Source organism: Candidatus Methanoperedens sp., from assembly GCA_012026795.1.
In the GTDB taxonomy this organism is placed as follows: Archaea; Halobacteriota; Methanosarcinia; order Methanosarcinales; family Methanoperedenaceae; genus Methanoperedens.
Genome location: VEPM01000001.1, coordinates 58,979 through 82,097, shown reverse-complemented (window position 1 = coordinate 82,097; position 23,119 = coordinate 58,979). Strand labels below are relative to the sequence as shown.

General features: G+C 41.3%; 26 protein-coding genes. 16 read left to right on the top strand and 10 right to left on the bottom strand.

All coding sequences use genetic code 11. The features are described from left to right. Positions 1–74 precede the first annotated feature (74 nt). A complete protein-coding gene (locus FIB07_00505) occupies positions 75–629 on the top strand; it encodes a GNAT family N-acetyltransferase (protein NJD51330.1) in 555 nt (184 codons plus the stop codon). Between the two features lie 168 nt (positions 630–797). On the opposite strand, the gene FIB07_00500 is transcribed toward FIB07_00505, so the two are convergent. From FIB07_00500 to albA, 3 genes are all read right to left on the bottom strand, one after another. Next, positions 798–974, bottom strand: a complete 177-nt coding sequence (locus tag FIB07_00500) for a DUF3368 domain-containing protein (GenBank protein ID NJD51329.1) — start codon at positions 972–974, stop codon at positions 798–800. A gap of 335 nt (positions 975–1,309) precedes the next feature. Continuing rightward, entirely contained in the window at positions 1,310–1,546 is a 237-nt protein-coding gene (locus FIB07_00495) for a hypothetical protein (GenBank protein ID NJD51328.1), read from the bottom strand. Positions 1,547–1,615: 69 nt separating this feature from the next. Further along, the gene (gene albA / locus FIB07_00490) at positions 1,616–1,885 is read right to left on the bottom strand and encodes a DNA-binding protein Alba (GenBank protein NJD51327.1); all 270 of its coding nucleotides are present in this window, start codon (positions 1,883–1,885) and stop codon (positions 1,616–1,618) included. A 189-nt stretch (positions 1,886–2,074) separates the two neighbouring features. Here albA and FIB07_00485 point away from each other — a divergent pair, with 189 nt between their 5' ends. From FIB07_00485 to FIB07_00470, 4 genes are read left to right on the top strand one after another with little or no spacing between them, the layout of a single operon-like run. Next, positions 2,075–2,797 (top strand): phosphoribosylaminoimidazolesuccinocarboxamide synthase, encoded by a 723-nt coding sequence (locus FIB07_00485; GenBank protein ID NJD51326.1) that lies wholly within the window; start codon positions 2,075–2,077, stop codon positions 2,795–2,797. Beyond that, positions 2,794–3,519 carry a dihydromethanopterin reductase (acceptor) gene (locus FIB07_00480; GenBank protein ID NJD51325.1) on the top strand — a complete coding sequence of 242 codons (726 nt, stop codon included), beginning with the start codon at positions 2,794–2,796 and terminating at the stop codon, positions 3,517–3,519. Before FIB07_00485 ends, FIB07_00480 begins: the two co-directional genes overlap by 4 nt. A gap of 31 nt (positions 3,520–3,550) precedes the next feature. Next, on the top strand, positions 3,551–3,772 hold the full coding sequence (locus tag FIB07_00475) for an LSM domain-containing protein (GenBank protein NJD51324.1): 222 nt from the start codon (positions 3,551–3,553) through the stop codon (positions 3,770–3,772). Positions 3,773–3,781: 9 nt separating this feature from the next. Continuing rightward, a complete protein-coding gene (locus tag FIB07_00470) occupies positions 3,782–4,120 on the top strand; it encodes a MarR family transcriptional regulator (protein NJD51323.1) in 339 nt (112 codons plus the stop codon). A 26-nt stretch (positions 4,121–4,146) separates the two neighbouring features. Here FIB07_00470 and FIB07_00465 read toward each other — a convergent pair whose 3' ends face one another. Then, a complete protein-coding gene (locus tag FIB07_00465; GenBank protein ID NJD51322.1) occupies positions 4,147–4,479 on the bottom strand; it encodes a hypothetical protein in 333 nt (110 codons plus the stop codon). A gap of 341 nt (positions 4,480–4,820) precedes the next feature. Here FIB07_00465 and FIB07_00460 point away from each other — a divergent pair, with 341 nt between their 5' ends. The 9 genes from FIB07_00460 to FIB07_00420 all read left to right on the top strand — a co-directional run bounded on the left by FIB07_00460 (position 4,821) and on the right by FIB07_00420 (position 12,982). After that, positions 4,821–5,915 carry a hypothetical protein gene (locus FIB07_00460; GenBank protein NJD51321.1) on the top strand — a complete coding sequence of 365 codons (1,095 nt, stop codon included), beginning with the start codon at positions 4,821–4,823 and terminating at the stop codon, positions 5,913–5,915. Next, the gene (locus FIB07_00455) at positions 5,870–6,463 is read left to right on the top strand and encodes a hypothetical protein (GenBank protein ID NJD51320.1); all 594 of its coding nucleotides are present in this window, start codon (positions 5,870–5,872) and stop codon (positions 6,461–6,463) included. Before FIB07_00460 ends, FIB07_00455 begins: the two co-directional genes overlap by 46 nt. Before the next feature lie 27 nt (positions 6,464–6,490). Next, positions 6,491–7,654 (top strand): class III poly(R)-hydroxyalkanoic acid synthase subunit PhaC, encoded by a 1,164-nt coding sequence (phaC, locus tag FIB07_00450; GenBank protein NJD51319.1) that lies wholly within the window; start codon positions 6,491–6,493, stop codon positions 7,652–7,654. Further along, positions 7,638–8,378, top strand: coding sequence for a 3-oxoacyl-ACP reductase FabG (fabG, locus tag FIB07_00445; GenBank protein ID NJD51318.1), 741 nt, complete (start codon positions 7,638–7,640; stop codon positions 8,376–8,378). The genes phaC and fabG overlap by 17 nt, the downstream gene beginning before the upstream one ends. 22 nt (positions 8,379–8,400) lie before the next feature. Beyond that, complete coding sequence (locus FIB07_00440; GenBank protein ID NJD51317.1) at positions 8,401–9,579, top strand: acetyl-CoA C-acetyltransferase; 1,179 nt, start codon at positions 8,401–8,403, stop codon at positions 9,577–9,579. A 4-nt stretch (positions 9,580–9,583) separates the two neighbouring features. Then, positions 9,584–10,441, top strand: coding sequence for a 3-oxoacyl-ACP reductase FabG (locus FIB07_00435; GenBank protein ID NJD51316.1), 858 nt, complete (start codon positions 9,584–9,586; stop codon positions 10,439–10,441). A gap of 282 nt (positions 10,442–10,723) precedes the next feature. Continuing rightward, positions 10,724–11,470, top strand: coding sequence for a hypothetical protein (locus FIB07_00430; protein ID NJD51315.1), 747 nt, complete (start codon positions 10,724–10,726; stop codon positions 11,468–11,470). A gap of 365 nt (positions 11,471–11,835) precedes the next feature. Continuing rightward, complete coding sequence (locus FIB07_00425) at positions 11,836–12,438, top strand: hypothetical protein (GenBank protein NJD51314.1); 603 nt, start codon at positions 11,836–11,838, stop codon at positions 12,436–12,438. Between the two features lie 31 nt (positions 12,439–12,469). After that, positions 12,470–12,982, top strand: coding sequence for a MarR family transcriptional regulator (locus FIB07_00420; GenBank protein ID NJD51313.1), 513 nt, complete (start codon positions 12,470–12,472; stop codon positions 12,980–12,982). Between the two features lie 397 nt (positions 12,983–13,379). On the opposite strand, the gene FIB07_00415 is transcribed toward FIB07_00420, so the two are convergent. The 6 genes from FIB07_00415 to FIB07_00390 form a co-directional block, all read right to left on the bottom strand. Beyond that, a complete protein-coding gene (locus tag FIB07_00415; protein ID NJD51312.1) occupies positions 13,380–13,574 on the bottom strand; it encodes a hypothetical protein in 195 nt (64 codons plus the stop codon). A gap of 60 nt (positions 13,575–13,634) precedes the next feature. Beyond that, on the bottom strand, positions 13,635–13,895 hold the full coding sequence (locus FIB07_00410) for a hypothetical protein (protein NJD51311.1): 261 nt from the start codon (positions 13,893–13,895) through the stop codon (positions 13,635–13,637). A gap of 311 nt (positions 13,896–14,206) precedes the next feature. Continuing rightward, positions 14,207–14,434: a hypothetical protein gene (locus tag FIB07_00405; GenBank protein ID NJD51310.1), complete on the bottom strand. Its 228-nt coding sequence runs from the start codon at positions 14,432–14,434 to the stop codon at positions 14,207–14,209. 243 nt (positions 14,435–14,677) lie between these two features. After that, complete coding sequence (locus FIB07_00400) at positions 14,678–16,981, bottom strand: 4Fe-4S dicluster domain-containing protein (protein NJD51309.1); 2,304 nt, start codon at positions 16,979–16,981, stop codon at positions 14,678–14,680. Then, positions 16,981–17,826 carry a disulfide reductase gene (locus FIB07_00395; protein NJD51308.1) on the bottom strand — a complete coding sequence of 282 codons (846 nt, stop codon included), beginning with the start codon at positions 17,824–17,826 and terminating at the stop codon, positions 16,981–16,983. The genes FIB07_00400 and FIB07_00395 overlap by 1 nt, the downstream gene beginning before the upstream one ends. Further along, positions 17,823–18,476 (bottom strand): 4Fe-4S dicluster domain-containing protein, encoded by a 654-nt coding sequence (locus FIB07_00390; protein ID NJD51307.1) that lies wholly within the window; start codon positions 18,474–18,476, stop codon positions 17,823–17,825. Before FIB07_00390 ends, FIB07_00395 begins: the two co-directional genes overlap by 4 nt. 379 nt (positions 18,477–18,855) lie before the next feature. Here FIB07_00390 and FIB07_00385 point away from each other — a divergent pair, with 379 nt between their 5' ends. Both FIB07_00385 and uvrA read left to right on the top strand, forming a co-directional pair. Next, on the top strand, positions 18,856–20,157 hold the full coding sequence (locus FIB07_00385) for an amino acid permease (GenBank protein NJD51306.1): 1,302 nt from the start codon (positions 18,856–18,858) through the stop codon (positions 20,155–20,157). 117 nt (positions 20,158–20,274) lie between these two features. Further along, positions 20,275–23,100: an excinuclease ABC subunit UvrA gene (gene uvrA, locus FIB07_00380; GenBank protein ID NJD51305.1), complete on the top strand. Its 2,826-nt coding sequence runs from the start codon at positions 20,275–20,277 to the stop codon at positions 23,098–23,100. The last annotated feature ends 19 nt before the right edge of the window (positions 23,101–23,119 follow it).

Genomic DNA, 23,119 nt, shown 5'->3' with positions numbered 1-23,119 from the left:
AAAGTAACAGAAGAACAGAAAAAGATGTTCAAAGAAGCTATGTATATCTACAAAACTCATAAATTTTAAGGTTAATGGCTCAAATCCCTCATGATGAGCTACAAATATTCCCATTGACACAGAGGTATAGACTATCTTCTTTTAATTCAACAAGTTCTGAACTAAACGAATTCTTGACAAATGATGCCCTGGAAGATCAAGAAAATATGATAAGCAGAACCTACTTGTGTTTTTGGAGAGAGACTCTTGTTGGATATATAACGCTACTTGCAGACACGATTGGAGTTCAATCAATAGACGAAGATGAAAGAGTTGTTGACTACCAATATACAAAATATCCGGCCATTAAAATTGGAAGGGTTGCTGTGGGTAGGAGTTTTGAAAGAATAGGTATCGGTAGATTCTTATTGTTAGCCGCGATAGGAAAATCCATATCTATTTCTAAAGAAATTGGCTGCAGATATATAACAGTGGATTCTAAAGTCAATTCCATAGATTTTTATAAAAAACATAATTTTAAAGAAGTGGAAGGATATAGTAGTAGCGAGTTTCCAAAAATGTATCTGAATATGTATCCAATATATGCAAGTATAAAACCTAAAGAATCTCTGGAAGAATTTGAAAACTAATTTGAGATATCCTTGATCGCTTTTTATATCATCCGTTTTATTTCCTACGATAGTCTTATGGAGAGCTTCCCTGTCCATAAATGCTACCACGATAACTTCCCCAGTTTTATGATCTTGAGCTACAGCCGTGATAATAATAGTTTTTTTCGCCCGCATGATAGCCCATATTCAAATCCTATTTTTCGGTTTCTTTTCTGTATCCAGAATACCTTCTATGATATCAGGTGTTAAAAAAAATCCTGTGGCTATCAGATCATTTATTATTTTCTTAAGTTCCGGTTTATCTTTTATCGGGCAAAGTTCATACCCGATTTTAAGCAATCCCAGTGTGCCTGTGACCTTCACATGTTCCTTTTTTGCGACCTTCCTGGCATCAAGATCATCAAGCGCTGCGATCCAGTCATGTTTTTTTGCCAGTGTGATAACACCTGATTCACCATCATGCAGTGAGATAAGATATTTTTCAAAAAGATAATTTCCTTTTCTACGGTATGCGGAATTATGGAGTTTACCCCTAACCGATCTAAAATCTCTTTTAACAGAGGAAACCTTCTGATTTCAGAAAAGGCACTTACGACGCTTGTATCCAGCACTATCAATCTGATGTCCCCTTCAGGGTTTCATAGTCCTCGCATAATTCTTTGACACCTTCAACTCCGAGTCTGGGATTAATTTCTTTTTCAACAAGGATGCTTTTCATTCTGGTTATTTGAGACCCCCGCAATTGCGGCTGCCTTGGCAAGTGATACTTTTCCCTGCCTGTATAGTCCCACTGCAATCTCTTTCTCATCGTACTCCCGGAGCATATGGCGCAGAGCATCACGAACAGCTTCGGCCATGTTCCCATATAATCCTGCATCTATCAACCGCTTTATTTTTATCTCGAACTCGCCCTTTATTTCTACCGTAGTTGGCATTTGATCACTTGAATATTCATATGATTTTTCAAGTTAAATAATTATTGTGATATTTCAAGAATGTTGGAGCTATTTTGCCAGAACAATCTCTATCGTAGAAACGTTGGAATCTCCCCGGTCGGTTGTAATTTTTTCTGTCCCGATCTTTATCTCTTTTACTCTTGTTTCAGGCAAAAACCTGTTCCTTGAAACTTCTACAGCATCAACTGCCCTTGATATTGCTTTTCCTCTTGCTTTTACATAAATTTCCGCAGCTCCATTATTGAACTGTGTAACTATTGCAAGAACATAATTCATCACCGGTTTGTTCCCGATAAATACTACATTATCCTCTGTCATTGTGTTGTCTCCCTGATTTTTTTAAGACATAAATACAATCCACCTACATATATTTACCGAAATTTTTTTTATGAGCAAAATAATACATAAAAGCTAAATTATCGCAATACTGCGGTTCAATTTCCGGTCGTTGTGTATTAATTTAACCGTCTGCTTTATATCCAAAAAGATACCAGTAGGGAAATAATGATCAAGCTCTCGGAACTTTATTCTGGCAAGGCAAAGACCGTTTTTAAAACCGATGATCCTGAAAAGCTGATAATGGAATTCAGGAACAGCCTTACGGCGTTTGATGGTAAGAAGAAAAGCGAAGCGCCAAAGAAAGGATATTACAATGCGCAGATCGCAGCGAAACTCTTAACGCTCCTTGAAGACAGAGGTATCAAAACCCATTTTAACAGCATGATTTCAGATACCGAAATGGTCGTGGATGCTGTGGACATTATAAAAATCGAAGTCATTGTAAGGAATATCGCGGCAGGCTCACTTGTCAGGAAATACCCATTTGAGACTGGCCAGAAACTTAATCCTCCGATTTTGGTTTTCGATTATAAGAGCGATGAACACGGCGATCCTATGATCAATGATGATATCGCACTTGCTCTTGGGCTTGCAACAGGGTCGGAACTTTCGGAAATTCGAAAAATTGCAATTTCGATCAACTCTATCCTTGTTGATTACCTGGATAAGAGGAACCTTCTGCTCCCGGATTTTAAGCTTGAATTCGGAAGACATAAGGGTAAAATCATACTTGCGGATGAGATATCCTGCGATACATGCAGGTTCTGGGACAAGACAACCGGAGAATCGCTTGACAAGGATGTGTTCAGGTTCGATAAAGGCGACCTTGTGGCTGCATATCGGGAAGTGGCAAGAAGAATAGTACCTGAAATATTCAAGAACGTAAAATGAAACTTGCATGGTGTATCACTGGCGCAGGACATTTTTTACGTGACAGCTTTGATGTTTTTAAAGAATTAAAAGAAAAGAACAGGGAACTTAAGGTTACATCGTTTGTATCGCGTGCCGCAGAAGAAGTAATTAAAATGTATGGATTGCGAAATGATCTAATTAATATTTCAGGCGGCAACTATCTTGAAGAGTGCTTTTATGAGCAGGAGCAGGGTGCAAGCTTTCCGAAAGCCGGAAGATTGCTATTGAAAAAGTATGATGCTCTTATCTTAACCCCTGCAACTTCAAACACTATAGCCAAACTTGCGTATGGAATAGCAGATACTCTCGTTACAAATGCTGTTGCTCAGGCTGTAAAAGGAAATGTCCCGGTTTATATTGTTCCCGTTGATATCGAAGGACATATAGAATCAAAAATGCCCTTCTTCATAGACAGGGAGATCTGTAAGAAGTGTGAGATTTGCCTGCCGATGAAAGAATGCCCGAATAAGGCAATTACCGATCAGATCGATCTATTAAAATGCAATGGATGCGGATTTTGCGTACAATTATGTAGTTATGGTGCGATAATAGGTGGATTAACAAAAATTAAAGTCCGTGATATTGATTCAAATAACGTGAAAATCCTAGGCGAACTTGAAGGAATAACAATACTCGATCATCCCCGAAAAGTCCATGGTCTCATGGACAATGCAAAAATTGAAGTACTAAACGATAAATGAAGGATTATAAAAGAAAATAGAGGCAAATATCTTGTTCCCCACTAAAAAAGTCCAGACATTGATTGGTACGATTATACAGGTTGAGATGAAAGGAGACAAACATACCCTTGAGGGAAAGCTTGAAAGTGCAGATGAATATTTAAATCTGCACCTGAATGATACATATGAAATCATAGAGGGCGTAAAATCGCGCTCCCTTGGTTCTGTCATCCTGAGAGGAAATAATATTATCATGTTAAGTCCTGTAGAGTAGGGGAATAGAATGGAGATTGAAGAAAAGATCCTGAAGCTGATACAATCAAAGAAAAACGGCATTTTCCAGAACGAACTATGGAAAAACGCCAAAATAGATAGCAGTAAATGTTCGAGGATTGTCACAAAGCTCGAAAAAGACGGATTGATCACAAGAGAACAGGATTCCTCAAAAGGGAACAAGACCTACCTGCTCAAAGCCATCGTAAAAAAGGAAAAAAAAGCAAAGAATTTCAATTTATTAATGACCAAGGACTTGTTTTCACCATGCACTGGCTGCTCTCTGGAATGTATTCCTGAAAATTGTATACCCCTTTCCGAATGGATTTATTGTTTAGAAGTTGAATAGGTTAATAATTTTATACGTTAATAATTTTATACGTTACTTATATGTTTAAATTTCTTTAATTCCCCATCTATTGATTTTTTCTCAATAGCCGAGATTTTGCTTGTTGACATCTGTTCCGGATGTGTCGATTCAATATATGTCTGATATTCCTTGTTTTCTAAAATCTGATCTGCAACACTGATCTTTTGTGCAATGTCATTAATGCCAATTTTCCAGATATGAGCAGATTCTGACCGCGTGCCGGTATTTTTTCTAAGAACTTCTTCATCATATATTTCAAACAATAATTCATCTATATTACCAAGATATTGTGCCCTTTCATTAAATATTTCATCCGGGATTTTTTTACTAACTGCCATTTAACTCACCTAAAAATGATTGTTGTCGGGTATTCATATAGTTTTCGCTCTTTAGAGAGTTTATCACGTAAATATTATTTTAAGACGAATGTTAAATTAATAATTAAATTTTTTATAAAATTTTTAAGGGATACAGATAAAATTTAATGATATTTTTTAACTACGTTGACACCAATGGATTTTGTACCCGCAATTCTACATTATTAATATAAGAAAAAAACTTTATATATCATAATAATGAATATTAAACAACATCGAAATGGGGGCTTATATAATTTAATTGTATATTGCCTATTTTTATTGCCATCGATATAAAATAAATTAAATGGAGTGAAACAGATATGGTTAAAGAAAGTGAGGAGAAATTAGCAAACGAAATGCGTGAAGTAAAGAATGCTATCAACCTGTGGGTAGATAATTCGAACGAATTTTTAAAGTTGTGGAGTGACTCAAACATTAAACTTTATAAACCGTTTATAGAGTTCGTTGGAGATAATTCTTTGAAAATGGCAGATATGTCCATGAACGCTTCACCAATAAAATATAAAGAATTTTATGAAGAGTGGATAAAAACATATAATGATACATATGGTAAGATCTTTCAGGCCGAGATTTCCTCACCAAGGGAAGCACTCGAAGATTTTATTAAAATTGCAGATGAGTCGAATAAAGTTTATATGTCCTGGATCCAGGAGTTCGGGGAAAATTCAAAGAAGACAACGCATGTCCTGAATAACGGAAGTGATCCTGCACAATACAAGGAGATTTATGATAGCTGGATGCAGACTTATGAAAAAGTTATCGATGATATCAATGAACATCCTGCAATCAAATATCAGAGAAATGCTTTCGGACGTTATACAGGGATACCTGACTTCTATTCGGAGTCAATAGCGAAGATGGCAAAACAAATCAAAGAAGTGTATTCTAAATTATATACTCCATCAGATGATTCCATCAAAAAATTTTCAGATCAAATGGCAAAATTATCTAAAGGTGAGGCGAATCCTGAAACATATAAAGAATTTTATGATTTGTGGATTGATACCTACAAAGAAGCCTCTTCAAAGGTGTTTGACCCCAAGACAATGACACCTTCAAAAGAAATACTGGATAATCTTAAAGAGAGCACTGATGTCAGTATAAACCTCTTCAAATCCTGGACGGAAGCACTTGAAAAGATGTCTGAAAAAATGAAAGACCAGTCGAAACTGACCACTGATCCTGAAACTTTTAAGGAGTTCTATAATCTCTGGGTAAATATGTATGAAAAGACTTCTAAAGATATCTTTGAAAGCGTTCCTCTTGTGGGTCCATTAAAAGATATGATGGAACCTGTAAAAAGCGCATATCAGACTTATTCGGACACATCGATCAAGATGTCAAAAATGTGGATGAATTCGTTCAGCCGTATGGCAAGCGCTACAAAGGTATGAATATGGAAGAGACAAAATTTGAATCCACACATGAATTTCTTGACATGTGGGTACAAACTTATGAAGCAACCTTAGGCAAGATATCCGAAGTTCCAGCGGTAGGGCCATTACGGGAGAAAACCGAAAAAATATATAAAGGTTTTCCTCTTTTCTTTAGCCTATATTCATCATGGATGGATACAGTCATCGATTTCCAGGATATTTCCATGGAAGCAATGAAGCGAATGAATGCAAAAAGGGTAACTTTAGAAGGCAAGACAGGTACGGAAAGTTATAAGGAATTTTATAATTCCTGGATGGAATCATATAGTGAAACATTCAAAGAATTCATGAAATCAGGCCATTTCTCTTCGGATATGGGAAAATTCACATCAAATTTCCTGGATGTTCAAAAATATAACCGGGAAATGCTTGAAGAAAATTATCTAAAACCATCCAACCTTCCGACAAAATCCGATATAGATGAATTAAATAAGGAATTATATTCCCTGAAAAAGCAGGTAAAGGAACTATCCGGCAGGATCGATGGATTAGTCGGGAATAAATAATCATTCAATTTCCAAGGGGTCGAGATTATGTATGAACTTAGTTCAATAGAAAAGGAATACAGTAAATTAATGAGCGGATTTCAAATACTTTTGAAACTGCCAGAAATATCAGTTGGCACAACACCTCATGAAATAATCTATACTGAAGATAAAATGAAACTTCTCCATTTTTTACCAACTGTGGAGAAAACCCATCCAGTACCGATATTGATGGTATATGCTCTTGTGAACCGTTATTATATCCTTGACCTTCAGCCGGATAAAAGTGTAGTCAGGAAGCTATTAGATGATGGTTTTGATGTATATATCATTGATTGGGGATACCCTTCCGGAATGGATAGGTATCTCACATTAGATGACTATGTCAACGGATACTTAAATAATGCTGTGGATTTAGTAAGAAAGCGTTCAGGATTGGATAAGATCACACTTATGGGGATCTGCCAGGGTGGGACTTTTTCTGTTATGTATTCAGCGTTACATCCTGAAAAAGTCAAGAATCTCATAACACTTGTAGCGCCTGTTAATTTTGATACACAAAAAGGACTTCTTCATATCTGGGCAAAAAATCTCGACGTTGATAAGATCGTTGATTACTACGGGATAGTACCAGGAGATTTCCTGAATTCAGGATTCTTATTGACAGACCCATTCAGGCTCATGATCGACAAATATGTGGGAATGTTCGACCGGATAGAATGTAAACCCGGCGATGAGGCTTGCACTATCCGAAACGAAGAAACAGTGAAGAACTTTTTGAGAATGGAAAAATGGATCTTCGACAGCCCTGACCAGGCTGGCGAAGCATTCCGGCAGTTCTTTAAAGACGGTTACCAGAAAAACCTGCTAATACAGAACAAGTTTGAACTCGATGGAAAAAAGATCAATCTGAAAAACATAACCATGCCTCTTCTCAATGTAATGGCAGAAACTGACCATCTTGTACCAAACGAAGCAAGTATACCGCTCAATGATGCTGTATCAAGCAAAGAAAAAGAGATGGTGGTTTTTCCCACAGGTCATATAGGCATATTCGTGGGATCAAAATCCCAGAAAGAAGTCTGCCCCCGGATCTCAAAATGGTTAACCCCAAGGTCAGGTCTTGATGAAGAAATAACTCCCGGACCCAATATTAAAAATAAGACATCTAAAAGAAAATCAAAGAAGGAATTACATGAGGGTAAAAGATAAAGTAGTGATTATCACCGGAGGTGGAAGCGGAATCGGTAAAGAGACCGGGATTTTGTTTGCAAAAGAAGGCGCTAAAGTCGTAATTGCAGATGTAAATGAAAACGGAGGGACAGAAACGGTCGAATTAATAAAAAATGCAGGAGGGGAGGCTTTTTTTGCAAGACTCGATGTTTCCAACAGGGAACAAGCAAAGCAGGTCGTGATAGAAACAGTAGCAAAATATGGCAGAATAGATGTATTAATAAATAATGCCGGGATTATCCAGGATGCTCTTGTAGTGAAAATGACAGAAGAACAGTGGGATAAAGTTATAAATATCAACCTGAAAGGACCTTTTAATTGTATCCAGGCAGTTGTCGGACAAATGATTTCCCAGGGAAGCGGAGTGATCTTAAATATTTCATCAATAGTTGCCCTGTATGGTAATGTAGGGCAGACGAATTATGCTGCAACCAAAGCCGGTTTAGTGGGTATGACAAAGACACTTGCCAAGGAACTGGGGAAAAAAGGCATACGGGTAAATGCGGTTGCGCCGGGATTCATATATACCCCGATGACAGCAACCGTGCCTGAAAAAATACTTGAAATGATGAGGGAAAAGACGCCTCTTAAGAGGCTTGGCACTCCAGCGGACGTTGCGAACACACTGTTATTCCTGGCTTCGGATGAAGCAAGTTTCATTAACGGTGCTGTGATAAGCGTAGACGGCGGACTGTTATTATAATTCAATAAGTAGAGGCAAAATAATGAATAATGTCGTTATAGTATCTGCTGTACGTACAGCGATAGGAAAGTTCGGGGGAAGCCTGAAAGAGATAAGCCCGGTGCAGCTTGGTTCGGTGGTACTGAAGGAAGCTATGAAGAGATCGGAAACATCAGGGAGTGAAGTGAATGAAGTCATAATGGGAAATGTGCTCTCTGCAGGCCATGGACAAAATGTGGCAAGGCAGGCAGCAATAACAGCAGGCATCCCTGATGAGGTTCCATCATTCAGCGTAAATAAGGTATGCGGTTCAGGTTTAAAATCGGTTATCCTGGGAACCCAGGCGATCATGCTCGGTGACGCCGATGTTATCCTGGCAGGAGGGACAGAATCAATGTCCACAACCCCATATGCATCAAGGAAAACGCGCTGGGGAGCCAAGATGGGAAATGAAGAGCTTGTGGACTTAATGATACACGATGGTCTCTGGGATATTTTCAATAATTATCACATGGGTGTCACAGCCGAGAACATAGCAACAAAATTTAGTATCTCCCGGGCTGAGCAGGATGAGCTCTCGGCAGAAAGCCAGAAGAGAGCTGAAGCTGCCATTAAAGGCGGGAAGTTCAAGGATGAGATAGTTCCTGTTCCTGCCCCGCAGCCAAAAGGTGAGCCTGTTCTATTTGATACAGATGAATTCCCCAGGTTCGGGACAACAAAAGAGGCTCTTGCAAAGCTCAAACCCGCCTTTAAAAAGGACGGGACTGTGACAGCTGGAAATGCATCAGGCATCAATGACGGGGCAGCGGCAGTGCTTCTTATGTCAGAAGAAAAAGCAAAGGAAAAAGGCCTGGAAATACTGGCTACTATCAAAGGTTATGGTACCGCAGGTGTGTCCCCGGATATTATGGGAACAGGCCCGATCAGTGCAAGCAAAAAAGCTTTGCAGCGGGCGGATATTTCTGTCAGCCAGCTTGATCTCATAGAAGCAAACGAAGCGTTTGCAGCGCAAAGCATTGCAGTGAACAGGGAGATGGGCTGGAGTACTGATAAAGTCAATGTGAATGGCGGCGCTATTGCGCTCGGACATCCAATAGGTGCAAGCGGGACAAGAATACTTGTCACACTTGTGCATGAATTAAGACGAAAAAATGGTACGAATGGTCTTGCAACGCTATGTATCGGTGGGGGGATGGGCGCTGCAATTGTAGTCAAAAGGTGAATTTATGAAGGGAAATAGAAAAGGAAAATTGGAAAATAAAGTGGCTCTTGTAACAGGGAGTTCAAGGGGGATCGGTCGTGCAATTGCAATAAAGCTCGCGGAGGAAGGGGCTGATGTTGTTATTAACTACCAGAATACAAAAGATCATGCCCAGATGGTTTCAAAGTTGATAGACCGCATGGGAATGGCAGATTCCCTGGGAGAAATTACTGAAAAGATCGGGAAAATGGATTGTAAGGAACATGCAAAGGAGATATCTGACCTGATAGAATCAAAAGGATGCCATTCCTGCATGTGCCAGGCGAATGTGAGCGATCCCGGGCAGGTAAACAAAATGCGTGAAGAGGTTATTGAGAAATTCGGGAAGGTGGATATCCTTGTCAATAATGCAGGGATCGTGAGGGATAAATCCTTCGTTAAAATGACGCCTGATATGTGGAGTGATGTCTTATCAGTGAATCTCGATGGTACTTTTTACTGCACCAAGGCATTCATAGACGGAATGCTTGAAAGGAAGTATGGCAGGATATTGAATATTTCATCTGTCATAGGCAGGATGGGTAACTTCGGGCAGACAAATTACGCTGCATCCAAAGCCGGGATGATAGGTTTGACAAAAGCGCTTGCCAGGGAATTCGCGGGAAAAGGTGTCACTGTGAACGCAATAGCGCCAGGGTTCATTGAAACGGATATGGTAAAAGGCATGTCTGCCGAGGCAATGGAAAAGGTCGTTGCCAGGATCCCGCTTGGAAGACTCGGGAAAGCATCCGAAGTCGCAGGAACTGTTGCATTCCTGGCATCGCATGAAGGAGATTACATAACAGGGCAGGTTATTGATATTAATGGAGGGCTTTATATCTGAAAATCTGAAAAACAGCTTACCTATCCTTAAAGTTTAATCCGAATAATATCAACAAGCTTTGCCCTTTCTCTGAAATTTTCCAAGCCGTTAAGGATAATTTAGCCCGTTTACGAAGATTAAATATACGCTAAAGCATAGCCCAGAGTATGGGGTTCAGCAGTTCCACAAGAGCAACTGAACCCCAAGACTTGCCCGAAGGCATGGTTTGGTACGCTTTGGGGTCACTTAAAGCTTGCGCAGTTGTGCCTGATGAGGCGAGGAATAAAAATAAGGAGGAAAAACATGAATAAAATGAAACATAAAGGGAGGGCACTGGGCACACTTTTCACAGCAATGTTGCTGTTGAGCATGGTGTTTGTGCCAGCAGCGAGCGCACAGGCGAACCCACTAAACTCAACGGAGTTAGCGTATAACTACCAGAATACTGCCTGGGATGCCATAAAATTACTAGCTACAGGTAATTCTAACGGTATAACCGATGAGATATTTTTCCTTAAAAAAGGAAACGTAGTGAAATATCTGGAGATCATAAACGATGGAAGCACTTTACAAACAAAAGAGCTTAGCCCATCTCTTCTAAATTCTGTAAAGAAGGAAGAGATACTATCTACTAAATCTGTACAAAATAATACAGAAGAGGCGGTGGCACAGACACTCAGAATTACTAATGAAGACTTCTATAAAATCAGCGGAGAAATCACATCGGTCGTTGTCAAGCATACCTGGACTACAATTGAAGCAAAAAATATCTTTGGAATAGTACTGTATAGCTTAACGGCATCAGGTTATTTCCACTACGACCCTGGTGTGCAAGTTACCTATGTCTCCAGTGATTCAAGTGCATACTCTAACACAGCTCTAGGCTGGAGTGTAGGAGCATTCAGCAGCAGCGCATCGTGGAATACACAAATTGGAACTGTCAATGCAAATGCCAGATTTGATAGTAGATTCTATCCAAGCGTTAACGGATGGTCACAGGTTCAAGTTGATAAGAACGGAATCGATTATCATTCAGGGCAGTTTTATTGAAAAGGGAAATTAAACGGGAGACCTCTCCCGTATTTTATTTTTTGCAATAGGCTTTAACTTATATTTTCTGTGCCAAATCATTGAGGTAAAAGAACACATTGAAGATTTCTTACGCTGGATAGGCGATCCAGTCCCACTATCCGATTCTGTGATACTAACAAAAACCCAGATTTGAGGTAATACTTAGGTTTTATGGGTTGCTGACAGTGCAGAGTATGCGATGCGATTATGAATGACTCTTTACAAAACATTATTGGCAACCAGTTGGAAACTGGTTTCATATACATGATATTTATGGTGTTTCAACCTACAGACAAAACAGAGCCACTAAAAGTGGCTGCGAAATATATAGAGGTGAAAAGAAAATGGAGAAAAGAATTAAAGACCGATTGAAACTGATTGGCAGCCTGACAGTGATGGGATTATTACTGGCAGGCATAGGAAGTGCCTTAGGAGCAGGAACAGTGCTGCAGGAGAAGCCTGTTGTATTCAGAGCGGTTGTTGATCAGAACGGCAGCGTAGTAATAGATAGAGATGGTAAAGTAGTGCAGACCTTCATTATGCCCGAAGTACCAGAAGGAGAGGTACGGACATGGAGTATTTCAGACCGCAGAACGAACTACATAATCGGAGTGCATAACTTGACAAAAGAAGAAATAGAGGAAGTACAAGCAAAGGATGAGTTAGAGCGAAATAAATTGCTTGATATTGCCAAGAGAGATAGTAGATTTCAGGAACTCATTGCGGGGAAGGATTACAAGATGTCAGGGATAGGTCAGGCAGGAACAGGGAACAAAATTGATACAAAAATTATTACCTTTGAAATTGAAGGTAAATACTATAAAGTTACAATAGACATGAACAGTGAAACAGTAAAATCAGTTGAACAAAGTTCAGAACCCAAAGTATCTGATATAGGAGTTTGGGATCGGAGCATTGAATCGTTAGACCAGGATACAGCAAAATAAGGCACCCTTTCTTTTTATTTAAGGATGTAAAATGATGGAAAGCAAAAGAATACACGGAAGAACTGTATTTATGGCAGTGTTGTTTGTCTCATCAATATTCATTTTTGGAATAAAACTTCTCAACCCCACACCAATTCAAATCTTTATACAAGGTAGTAATGCGGCAGTTAGTCAGATTCAAGGATTTTTCACACTTACAGATGTGTTTGTTCTTATTGTATCATCCTTTGTTCTCTGTATCAGTGGAATGTATTTACTATTTTTTGATTCAGTTGGAAATAATTCGGTTGAAAAACCTGCCGGTGAAATAGTATTGGAAGAGAGAAAGAATGAATGGGAAGAGACTGCAAAAACATTGAAAGATGATGAACAAAAATTATACAAAGCGATAATAGAATCAGAGGGAATCATAAATCAAAGCGAATTGATAGAAAGGACTGAACTCTCAAAATCGAACGTTAGCAGGGCTTTAGATTTATTGGAAAGCAAGAATTTGGTAGAAAGGAGAAGAAGAGGAATGGGAAATATAGTTTTGTTAAAATAAATTGAGACACTTACAAAAAGTTTTTGAAATGGATGGAGGAATATAATAATGGCTTAGTTTCCTGAAATTCCCAGTATCGTCGTACAATTGTTTTGGATAATTTTCAGATTGAGGGATCGTATGATGAATCATCGCTCAAAAAGAGCGACACCAGATTACATGTTTATATTTTGAATTAAACTGAATTTATATAGCATAAGTAATCCTTGCCTTCATTCACATTTTCCAAGACATTAAGGTCAAATCAGCCTATAAACGAAGTCTAATTTATCATATTATACTGCTCGAGTTCAAGAGTGAAAAGCAGTTCTTTTTTAAAGGTTTCACCAACAAACTGACGCTCCATGAGATGCTTAGCCTTTTCAGATCAATGCAGTAATTCTCACTTGTTACAAAGTCATCTCACCGCGGTTGTGAAGCTGATGCCCTCCATATCCATTACAAGCTGAATCACATTTCCGCTGCGGCTGCATGCGAAACACCGCCACATGTTCTTCTTGTGATTCACTGATAAACTTGGTATCTGTTCGTCATGAAACGGGCAGGTCCTCATCCTTCTGTTCCCGATGATGATGGCAATCGGATAGGACATAGCCTTCTGGATTTCTTCCTCGGTACAAACTTGCCTCCCCTTACCGCTGTCGAGGCTGCTTTAAGCTGCTTCTCTGGCTTCTTTTTCCTCTTCTTTCCGCATGTCTATTACCCTGAGTTCAAGCTTCCTGAGCAGGTCAGGAACAACTCTGTCATTGATCCTGATATTGTCTTTAATAATGACATCGAGGTCGATATCATATCCGGGCGAGTGAGCAAGGTTCTTGATATAGCTCCTTTGCATGTCCCTTATTGTGAAATGTATGCAGAACAGCCCGTTGTGGTGAGAGGTGTTCAGCAGCCTGAATTGAGACCATGACAAATAACTGCTGCCCGGTTTAAAGGGTGACCAAATACTTGAGCCTTATGCGGTGAAAGCCGCACTTACGGTTCTTGGAAGAGACAGAGTGGGAAACCGCTCTCTCTTGTTCGACTTAAATTACACTCCCAAATTTTTATAATTTCATAGCTATTTCAATATCCTTTATATCAAACAGCATTAGATCAGACTCTTTTATTTTTTCTCTAAATGATTTCGCAAAAATAGCGTAGCGCTCTTTTCTCTTGTCTTTGTGCCATTCTACATACTGTACTTTTCCCTTAAGCTGTGCCAAAATCTTTTTCGCATCAACCCTATCCTGCCATTTGCACTCTGCAAATAATATTTCTTCTGTTACTTGTGCTTTCCTTGTCTTTGTTTACAAAAAAATACAGGTCATCCTTAGATAATAATTTCAGGATGAGCCTTGTTTTTCCCACTCTTCGAAGGCCAGTAATGGAAACAGTAAAAAGCTTGCTCTGGGACAACTCGGCGGCTTCCTTCAGATATCCGACTTCTTCTCTTCGGTCGATAAACTTCATTCTATTCACCTACTGAATTATTCAGTAACTGAATATGTAACGTTTTCTATATCGGACGGGCAGCAGGACTTGTTGGCTTGACATTAATTGAATTTAAAAGAATTCGGATACGTAGTAGGTCGCAAATACCGCAAAATGCTCTTTTCTTTTCCCAGGGTTCCATTATACTGATGATATTACTTTAACCATAACTGGATTATTTAACTGTGCCTGTTGTGTCACAGTTATTAATTAAAAATAATTTCATTCCTCTCCCACTTCAGAGCTTTCCCCTTTTTCCTTCCTCCCCCGCTTCTCAGCCTTCGCTCCCGCCTGTGAAGCGAACACATTCAAAAGGTCAGTCAATTTTTCATACTGCGCAGTCTCAATATGTGAATACCTGAACGGTTTTTTATACTTTCGAGTATCTTTCTTGAGCTTCTTGTACAGGTCATCAGAGCGCGATGTGAGTTTCTCATCCGTCGTCCCTTCGATGAGCATCACACCAGTTGCGCCATATTCAAAAGCCGCATTGACCACATCGGAATCAAGGATATGTATGGAAGGAACGCTCATGAACCTGATAAGAGAGGAGTATTGTTTCCTGTTAACTCCTGCAATATCAGCCGCTGCATAAGCATACGGGTCGATGAACACGATAACACCGGAAGCTTCACTCAGTATTCCCTGAAGCTGCGCCTTTAACTGGCCGCGTGTGAAATTTCTTATCTCGATGCCTTTTATCGGGCAGGCGGGCACGCATATTCCGCAGCCTGTACAGGCAAGAGGCGACAACGTCGCTTTTCCACCAACAAGAGCAAGCGCATTATACGGACAGGCTTTCACACAATCACCGCACCCGTTGCACTCAAATATCTGCGGTTTCTCAGGAGGGATAAGTATCATGCCTTTACCGAGGAACTGAGAAACCTTGTGGGCTGCACTTATTCCTTCAGTAACAGAATCATGGATATCCTTGGGGCCAAGCACGCATCCTGCCGCAAATACAGACTGGTTAAGTGTGTTTACAGGGTCAAGCTTGACATGCTTTTCCTCGATAAAACCATCATCGCCAAGAGATACTCCAAGCTTATCAGCGATTTCTTTTGTGCCTGTTGGGGGGATTAGAGCAGGACAAAGTACGACCATATCAAATATTTCGCGGCCTTTCCTGCCAAGATTGGTATCCTCGTACTGTACCATGAGAGTGCCATCTGTTTTGGGAATTATTTCCGCGACCTTTCCACGTACGTAATTAACACCTTTTTCCTGAGTGTGGTTATAGAATTCCTCAAACCTCCTTCCGGCAGAACGCATGTCGATGTAGAAAATCCAGGCCTCTGCGTCCTCTTTCATTTTTTTCACAAGCTGCGCCTGCTTCTGGGAGTAGATGCAGCAGACTCTGGAACAATGTTTTCTCCCTTTGCCTGTGAAATCCCTGCTCCCTGCGCACAGTACGAAAGCGACCCTGTTCGGGAATGTCCCGTCAGCTTTCTGTAATCTCATCCCGGTCCTGCTCTTTGCTGATAACATTTCCTCAAATTCAATAGCAGTGAGAATGTTTGGAGACGGATAATTATATTCTTCTATAAACGACGGGTCAATAGGTTCAAATCCGGTCGCGATCGTAACTGCGCCCACGGAAATCGTACTTGTTTCTTCTTTTGCTTCAAGATTTATCGCATCGCGCGGGCATACTTTTACGCATACGCCGCAATTCTTGCATTTTGACATATCGATCATGTACGCCTGCGGGACAGCCTGGGCAAATGGAAGAAATATTGCGCCAGCCGGACATTTCCTTGCACATGCGCCGCAGTTTATGCATTTCTTGATATCCACATAGCGCGGGCTATGTTTCAGGGTAATGGAATAATCCCCCGGGCTTCCCTGGACATCTGCAACTTCAGTCTGTGTGAACATTGTGATCCGGGGATTATTGTGAACCGCAACCATCTTCGGTGTAAGGATGCACTGCGAGCAATCAAGCGTAGGGAATGTTTTTGAAAGGCCTATCATGTGGCCGCCAAGATATGGCAGTTTCTCTATCAATATCACTTCATGCGAATCAGCAAGCTCAAGTGCTGTTGTTATTCCGGCAATCCCTCCGCCCACAACAAGCGTCCTGTCCACAAGATCCTTTGTAAGAGGTGTCAGCGGCTCTATTGAACCCATCCTGGCCGCAGCGCCTTTTATCAGGCCCTTTACTTTTGAGTTCACGCTTTCCTTACTGTCCCTGTCATGAACCCAGCTTGCCTGTTCCCGGATATTCGTTATTTCAAGAAGATTGGGATTAAGTCCCGCATTTTTCGCCATCCCCCTGAACGTTTCAAGGTGCAGCTTTGGCGAACATGAACCTATTACAACACGGTCGATTTTTCCCTTCTCTATATCGTTTTTTATCTTATCCTGCCCAACGCTGCTGCAAAGGTAATCCTGGATATTCACAGTAACATTCTTATCTTCTTTGAGCTTATCCGCAACTGCCTGGAGGTCAACCACATCACCGATATTGCCTCCGCACCTGCAAAGGTACACGCCGATCTTTGGATGTTCATTTTCTGTCATTATTTCCCTCCGATTTTTGTGATCAATTTATCGGTTGGAACAAGATGCTGGGAGAGCCCCAGATTCTTCGGGTCAAGACCCATGGCAAGCCCGATAAGCTGCGTGAAATAAATAACTGGCAGGTCGATTTTAATATCGTATTTAGATTCCACTTCTTTTTGTTTTGCATCAAGCTGAAGATGGCACATAGGGCATGTGACAACTATACAATCAGCGCCAGATTCTTTTGCCATTACAAGTAGCTCCTTTGCAAGATTGAGGGCAAGGTCTTCATTCGTTATCAGGATCGGGCCTCCACAGCATTTGGTTTTATAATAATATTTTACAGGCACTGCTCCAAGGCTTAAAATAAGATCATCGAGTGATCTTGGGTTCTCAGTGCTGTCAAAATTATTTTCCGGTCGTGTCAGGAGACAGCCATAATAAGGAACAGCCCTGATCTTAAGGGGTTTTTTAACCTGTTCCTGAAGTTTAGGCAATCCAAGATCTTTAACGATCACTTCAAGAAGATGTTTTGGTTTTGTGTTACCATCATATTTTTCGGTGAGAGCTTCATTGACCCTGGTTCTAAGGGTGCTGTCCTGGAGTTCAGTCCGGGCACGCATCAGATTTGAATAGCACAGGTTGCATGGTGTTGCCATATCAAGCCCTTTTGCTGATGCAAGTGTCCTTGCAGAAAGAGCCGTCTTTACAGTTCTATCCGGAACATGCAAAGCGCCGCAGCAGTTCCAGTTCTTTACTTCTTCAAGTCCGATGCCAAGGCGGCTGAATACAGCTTCCACAGAACTGCGGTAGTCAACCGCGGTTCCATGCGAAGCGCAGCCGGGATAATAGGAATATTTCATTTTTTGGTCTCCGCTTCTGCAGTTTTATTTTCTTCGGTTTTAGCTGGTTCTGGCTCTTTTTCTTTTCCAGTCTCTTTTTCTTTGATCCCATTGATTTCTTTCTTCGGTTCCCCAAGTTTAAAAATAGCCTCCAGTTCCCCGGTATTTTCCATCCTGTCGATAGATAACGGCAATTTTCCTTTTGTCATCATTGACAGTCCAAACGGGAGCTGTTTTATCATTCCAGGCTCAGCCAGGCTGTATCTGGAAATAAGAAGGAATTCAGAAGCCCTGCCGCTATTCTTAATTATATTTGAAAAAATGTTATCGAACTTTGCATTTTTATTTGTTATTCCTTCAGCTACAGCTATTGGTTTTAACGCTTCCATAAGTTCTGTCGGATGAATTCCCCTCGGACACCTGACAGAGCATGAGAAGCATGTCGTGCATATCCATATCGTGTTGCTTGAAAGCACTTCTTTTTTAAGGCCAAGCTGCACCATGCGCACAAGCTGGCGCGGTGTATAGTCCATTTCGTGACTGACAGGACAGGAACCCGCGCATGTTCCACATTGCATGCAGGTCAGGATTTTCTCTCCGACATGGGTTTTTAAGACCTGATCCCTGAAAGCAGTGTCTCTTGATTCCGGAAGTATTGATTCCTTTTTCATATGTTGCTCCCTTAGAGGAAGTTAGATGAAGAGTTGATGATATATAAATATTATCAAACTTGACAGAACCCGCATGATGAGCCCATCCAATAATTAGACGGGATAACAGGATTGACAGGATGAAATGCAAGAAATCTATCCTGTTAATCTTGTTAATCCTGTCAATTGATGGAATCTTAGCCTTCAAAAAACAATGCACAATTCGTAAAGTTGGATTTATTGGATGGGCTCCCGCATGATACAATATTTAAATAGTATAATAAATAATTACTTTAATGGGCGTTTACTATAATATAAAATTTTATACGGTAAACATCTGGTGAACAAGCCAGGAATTAATAGGGGGAATATAAATGGCTAATAAAAATCGGGGGTATAGATGCCTGAATTGAAAAAGAGTCTGGGGTTGCTGGGGGCCACGAACGTAAGTATCGGCGCAATAATCGGCGCGGGAATCTTTGTCCTGAGCGGTGTTGCCTCAGGGATAGCCGGGCCTGCTGTCATAATTTCATTTATGATTGCAGGGGCTACTGCGTTTCTTACAGCATTGAGTTCTGCCGAACTATCTTCATTTATTACCGAAGCCGGAGGCTCCTACATTTATGCAGATAAGGCGTTCGGGAAATTCTGGGGATTCCTGGTCGGCTGGACCAAATCATTTGACTATATAGTCGGAGCAAGCGCAGTTAGCATAGGATTCGCAACATACTTTACATATTTTGTGGGAATCCCGGCCATGCAAAATGTAATAATAATCATCGGGGCAGCGTTGCCTTTGCTGTTCATGCTGCTAAACCTCAAAGGAACAAAAGAAGCTTCAAGCACAAACAATTTACTGGTGATACTGAAGGTTACGGCACTTGTGCTTTTCATAATTGTAGGAGGATCTTTCATATTTTCACGCGGGGATTTTTCCAATTATCATCCATTTTTCCCCGGAGGTTTTGCCGGGATGCTTTCAGGCGCTGCAATAATTTTCTTTGCGTTCATAGGCTTCAATACGGTTACAGTGCTTTCTGAAGAAATAAGGAACCCTGAGAAGACAGTGCCAAGGGCAATAATGCTTGCATTTGGAATAAGTACGTTGCTGTATATCGGTGTTTCGGCGGTTGAGGTAGGATTGTTGAACTGGAAGACCCTGGGCGCTTCGAGCGCACCGCTGGAGGAATCAATGAGGGTCGCGACAAATAATTTTTTCCTGCTTAAATTCATCTCTATTTCTGCGCTGTTTGCAACAGCATCCGTTGTTATGGCTTCCATATTTGGCGGTTCAAGGGCTCTGTTCGCAATGGCAAGACAGCATGTGATCCCGCGTTCACTTGCAAGAGTATCAAAAAATGGTGTTCCTTTCCTCACAATACTGATAACTGGGGTTATAATTGCATTAATTGTTATTATTACCCGGGGCGATCTGGAATGGCTTGCTTCGGTCTTTAACTTCGGAACATTGCTGACTTTCTTTTTTATTAATCTAAGCGCGGTGCGGTTAAGGCGAAAAATGCCTCATGCAGACCGTACATTCAAGATACCACTATACCCTGTCCCGCCGGTACTCGGATTATTATGCTGCTTTATACTTGCCCTTTATTTGAATCTTAATGCTATTATGTTTGCAGGAGCATGGATTGCGGTTGGCATGGTGGCATATTATTATAACAAAAAAAGAACGAAGACAGGCTAATATTTGAATATACTTATAATATTATAAATATTCACTATATGAGAGTTATACGAATATTTATATGTACTATCACCATTATTCTTTAGCTTTTCAAAACAATATAAAACTACTTTCTTTATGTCAACAGATAAAATCATAATAAAAGGCGCACGCGTCCATAATCTCAAGAATATAGACCTGGAACTTCCCAGGAACAAACTAATAGTCATAACCGGACTTTCAGGTTCGGGAAAATCCTCTCTTGCTTTTGATACGCTGTATGCGGAAGGCCAGCGCAGGTACGTTGAATCGCTGTCAGCATATGCCCGCCAGTTCCTGGGACAGATGGATAAACCAGATGTGGAATATATTGAAGGCCTGTCTCCAGCCATCTCTATCGAACAAAAATCCACAAGCAAGAATCCACGTTCAACTGTAGGTACAGTTACGGAAATTTACGATTACCTGCGTCTTCTGTATGCCCGGATAGGTAAACAGCACTGCCCGAATTGTGAAAGCGAGATAACGCCGCAGACCGTAGAACAGATCGTAGGCAGGCTGATGTTGCTTCCTGAAAATACGAAACTCCATATACTTGCCCCTATTGCCAGGCAAAGGAAAGGAGAATATAAGCAGATATTTGATGGTCTCTCTAAATCCGGATACAGCAGGGTTCGTGTTGATGGCAAAATGCTCGAACTGGCTGAAGAGATCACGCTGAACAAACAGCAAAAGCACGATATCGATGTCATAGTAGACCGCCTGGCAGTAAAAAAAGGCATAGAAGAAAGGCTTGCGGATTCCGTTGCCACGGCCCTTCGCGAGGGAAATGGTATTGCAGTGGCGCAGATCCTTGATGGTAAAGAGTTTCTTTTCAGTGAGCATGCAGCATGCGTAAAATGCGGAATTAGTTTTGAGCCTCTTGAACCCAATATGTTCTCATTCAATAGCCCGCGCGGGGCCTGTCCGACTTGCCAGGGACTTGGGAACACAATGGAATTTGATCCCGACCTTATAATCCCCGATAAAACCAGGTCGATCGGTGAGGGTGCCATAGAACCATGGGGATATGAACATGGGTATTACCGCCAGATGCTGCAATCTGTTGCAAGACACTATGATTTTTCACTGGATACGCCGTTTTCGCAGCTTAAGCCTGAACACCAGCAAATAATCTTGCATGGGAGTCTTGAAGCGATACTTTTTAAGTATGTGCCCAGGGACAGGGACGGTATCTGGGAACACAGGAGCGTTTTTGAGGGGATAATTCCACACCTTAATAGAAAATACAGGGAATCCCAATCAGAGGAAGCGCGGGAGAAAATCCAGCAATACATGAGCATCAAGCCATGTACGGTATGTAATGGCGAAAGATTAAAACCATCAAGCCTTGCAGTTACGATCGCAGGCAGATCGATCATTACGACCACACGCCTGTCCGTGAAAAAAGCACTTGAGTTCCTTGAGGGAATTAGTTTTTCAGAAAAAGAGATGATCATATCAAAGCCTATCATGAAAGAGCTGAGGGCTCGCCTGGGATTCCTGATGGATGTTGGTCTTGATTACCTGACCCTTGACAGGGCGGCAGGCACGCTTTCCGGAGGAGAAAGCCAGAGGATCAGGCTTGCGACACAAATCGGTTCAAGCCTTGTAGGCGTTCTTTACATTCTTGACGAACCAAGTATTGGCCTTCACCAGAGGGATAACGGGAGGCTTATAAACATGCTCACCAGGCTTCGCGACCTTGGGAATACTGTGATAGTGGTAGAACATGATGAAGAGATGATACGAAGCGCTGATTTTATCGTGGACATGGGACCCGGAGCTGGAGTGCATGGCGGTGAAATCGTTGTGACTGGAAGCCTTGAGGATATCGTCAATTGTGAAAATAGTCTCACGGGTGATTATATCGGTGACCGGAAATCGATAGCAGTTCCTTATAGCCGGAGAAAACCAGGAGACAAAATAACCATAGTCGGGGCAGGAGAGAATAACTTAAAACAGATAGATGTAAACATTCCTCTTGGGGTCATGACATGCGTAACAGGCGTTTCAGGATCGGGAAAGAGCACTCTTGTGAATGACATTCTTTATAAGGCGCTTGCGCAAAAGTTTTATCATGCAAAAGAAAAGCCCGGGAAGCACAGGGGGATAATCGGGCTTGATAATATCGATAAGATCATAATAATCGACCAGTCGCCAATCGGAAGGACGCCGCGCTCAAATCCTGCAACATATACAGGACTTTTTACACCCATCAGGGATATTTTCGCAAAACTCCCGTCAGCGAAAGCCCGGGGTTACCAGCCCGGGCGCTTTAGCTTCAACCTGAAAGGAGGACGATGTGAAGCATGCAGCGGGGACGGGATTATCACAATAGAGATGCATTTCCTCCCCGATGTCTATGTGCCCTGTGAAGTCTGCCACGGAAAGCGTTTCAATAGCGAGACACTTGAAATTGCATACAAAGGAAAGAATATCGCGCAGGTGCTGGATATGACCGTGGAGGAAGCGCTTACCTTCTTTGAGAATATCCCTAGGATAAAAAGGCAGCTTCAGACACTTTTTGATGTCGGGCTCGGATATATAAGACTGGGGCAGCCTGCTACTACACTTTCAGGAGGAGAAGCCCAGCGCATTAAGCTTTCCACGGAACTCAGTAAACGAAGTACGGGAAGGACGCTGTATATACTTGATGAACCCACGACAGGGCTTCATTTTGCGGATATCCAGAAGCTTATTGATATGCTTTCAAGGCTGGTAGATGCTGGTAATAGTGTTGTGGTTATTGAGCACAATCTTGATGTGATAAAAGTCGCTGATCATATAATTGACCTTGGGCCTGAGGGCGGGGATAATGGAGGACGGATCATAGCAGAGGGAACGCCTGAGAAGGTGGCAAGGATCGAGGGGTCGTATACAGGATATTATTTGAAGAAGGTGTTGGAGTTGTCAAATAGTTAGTGATGATCTGAAAAGAAAG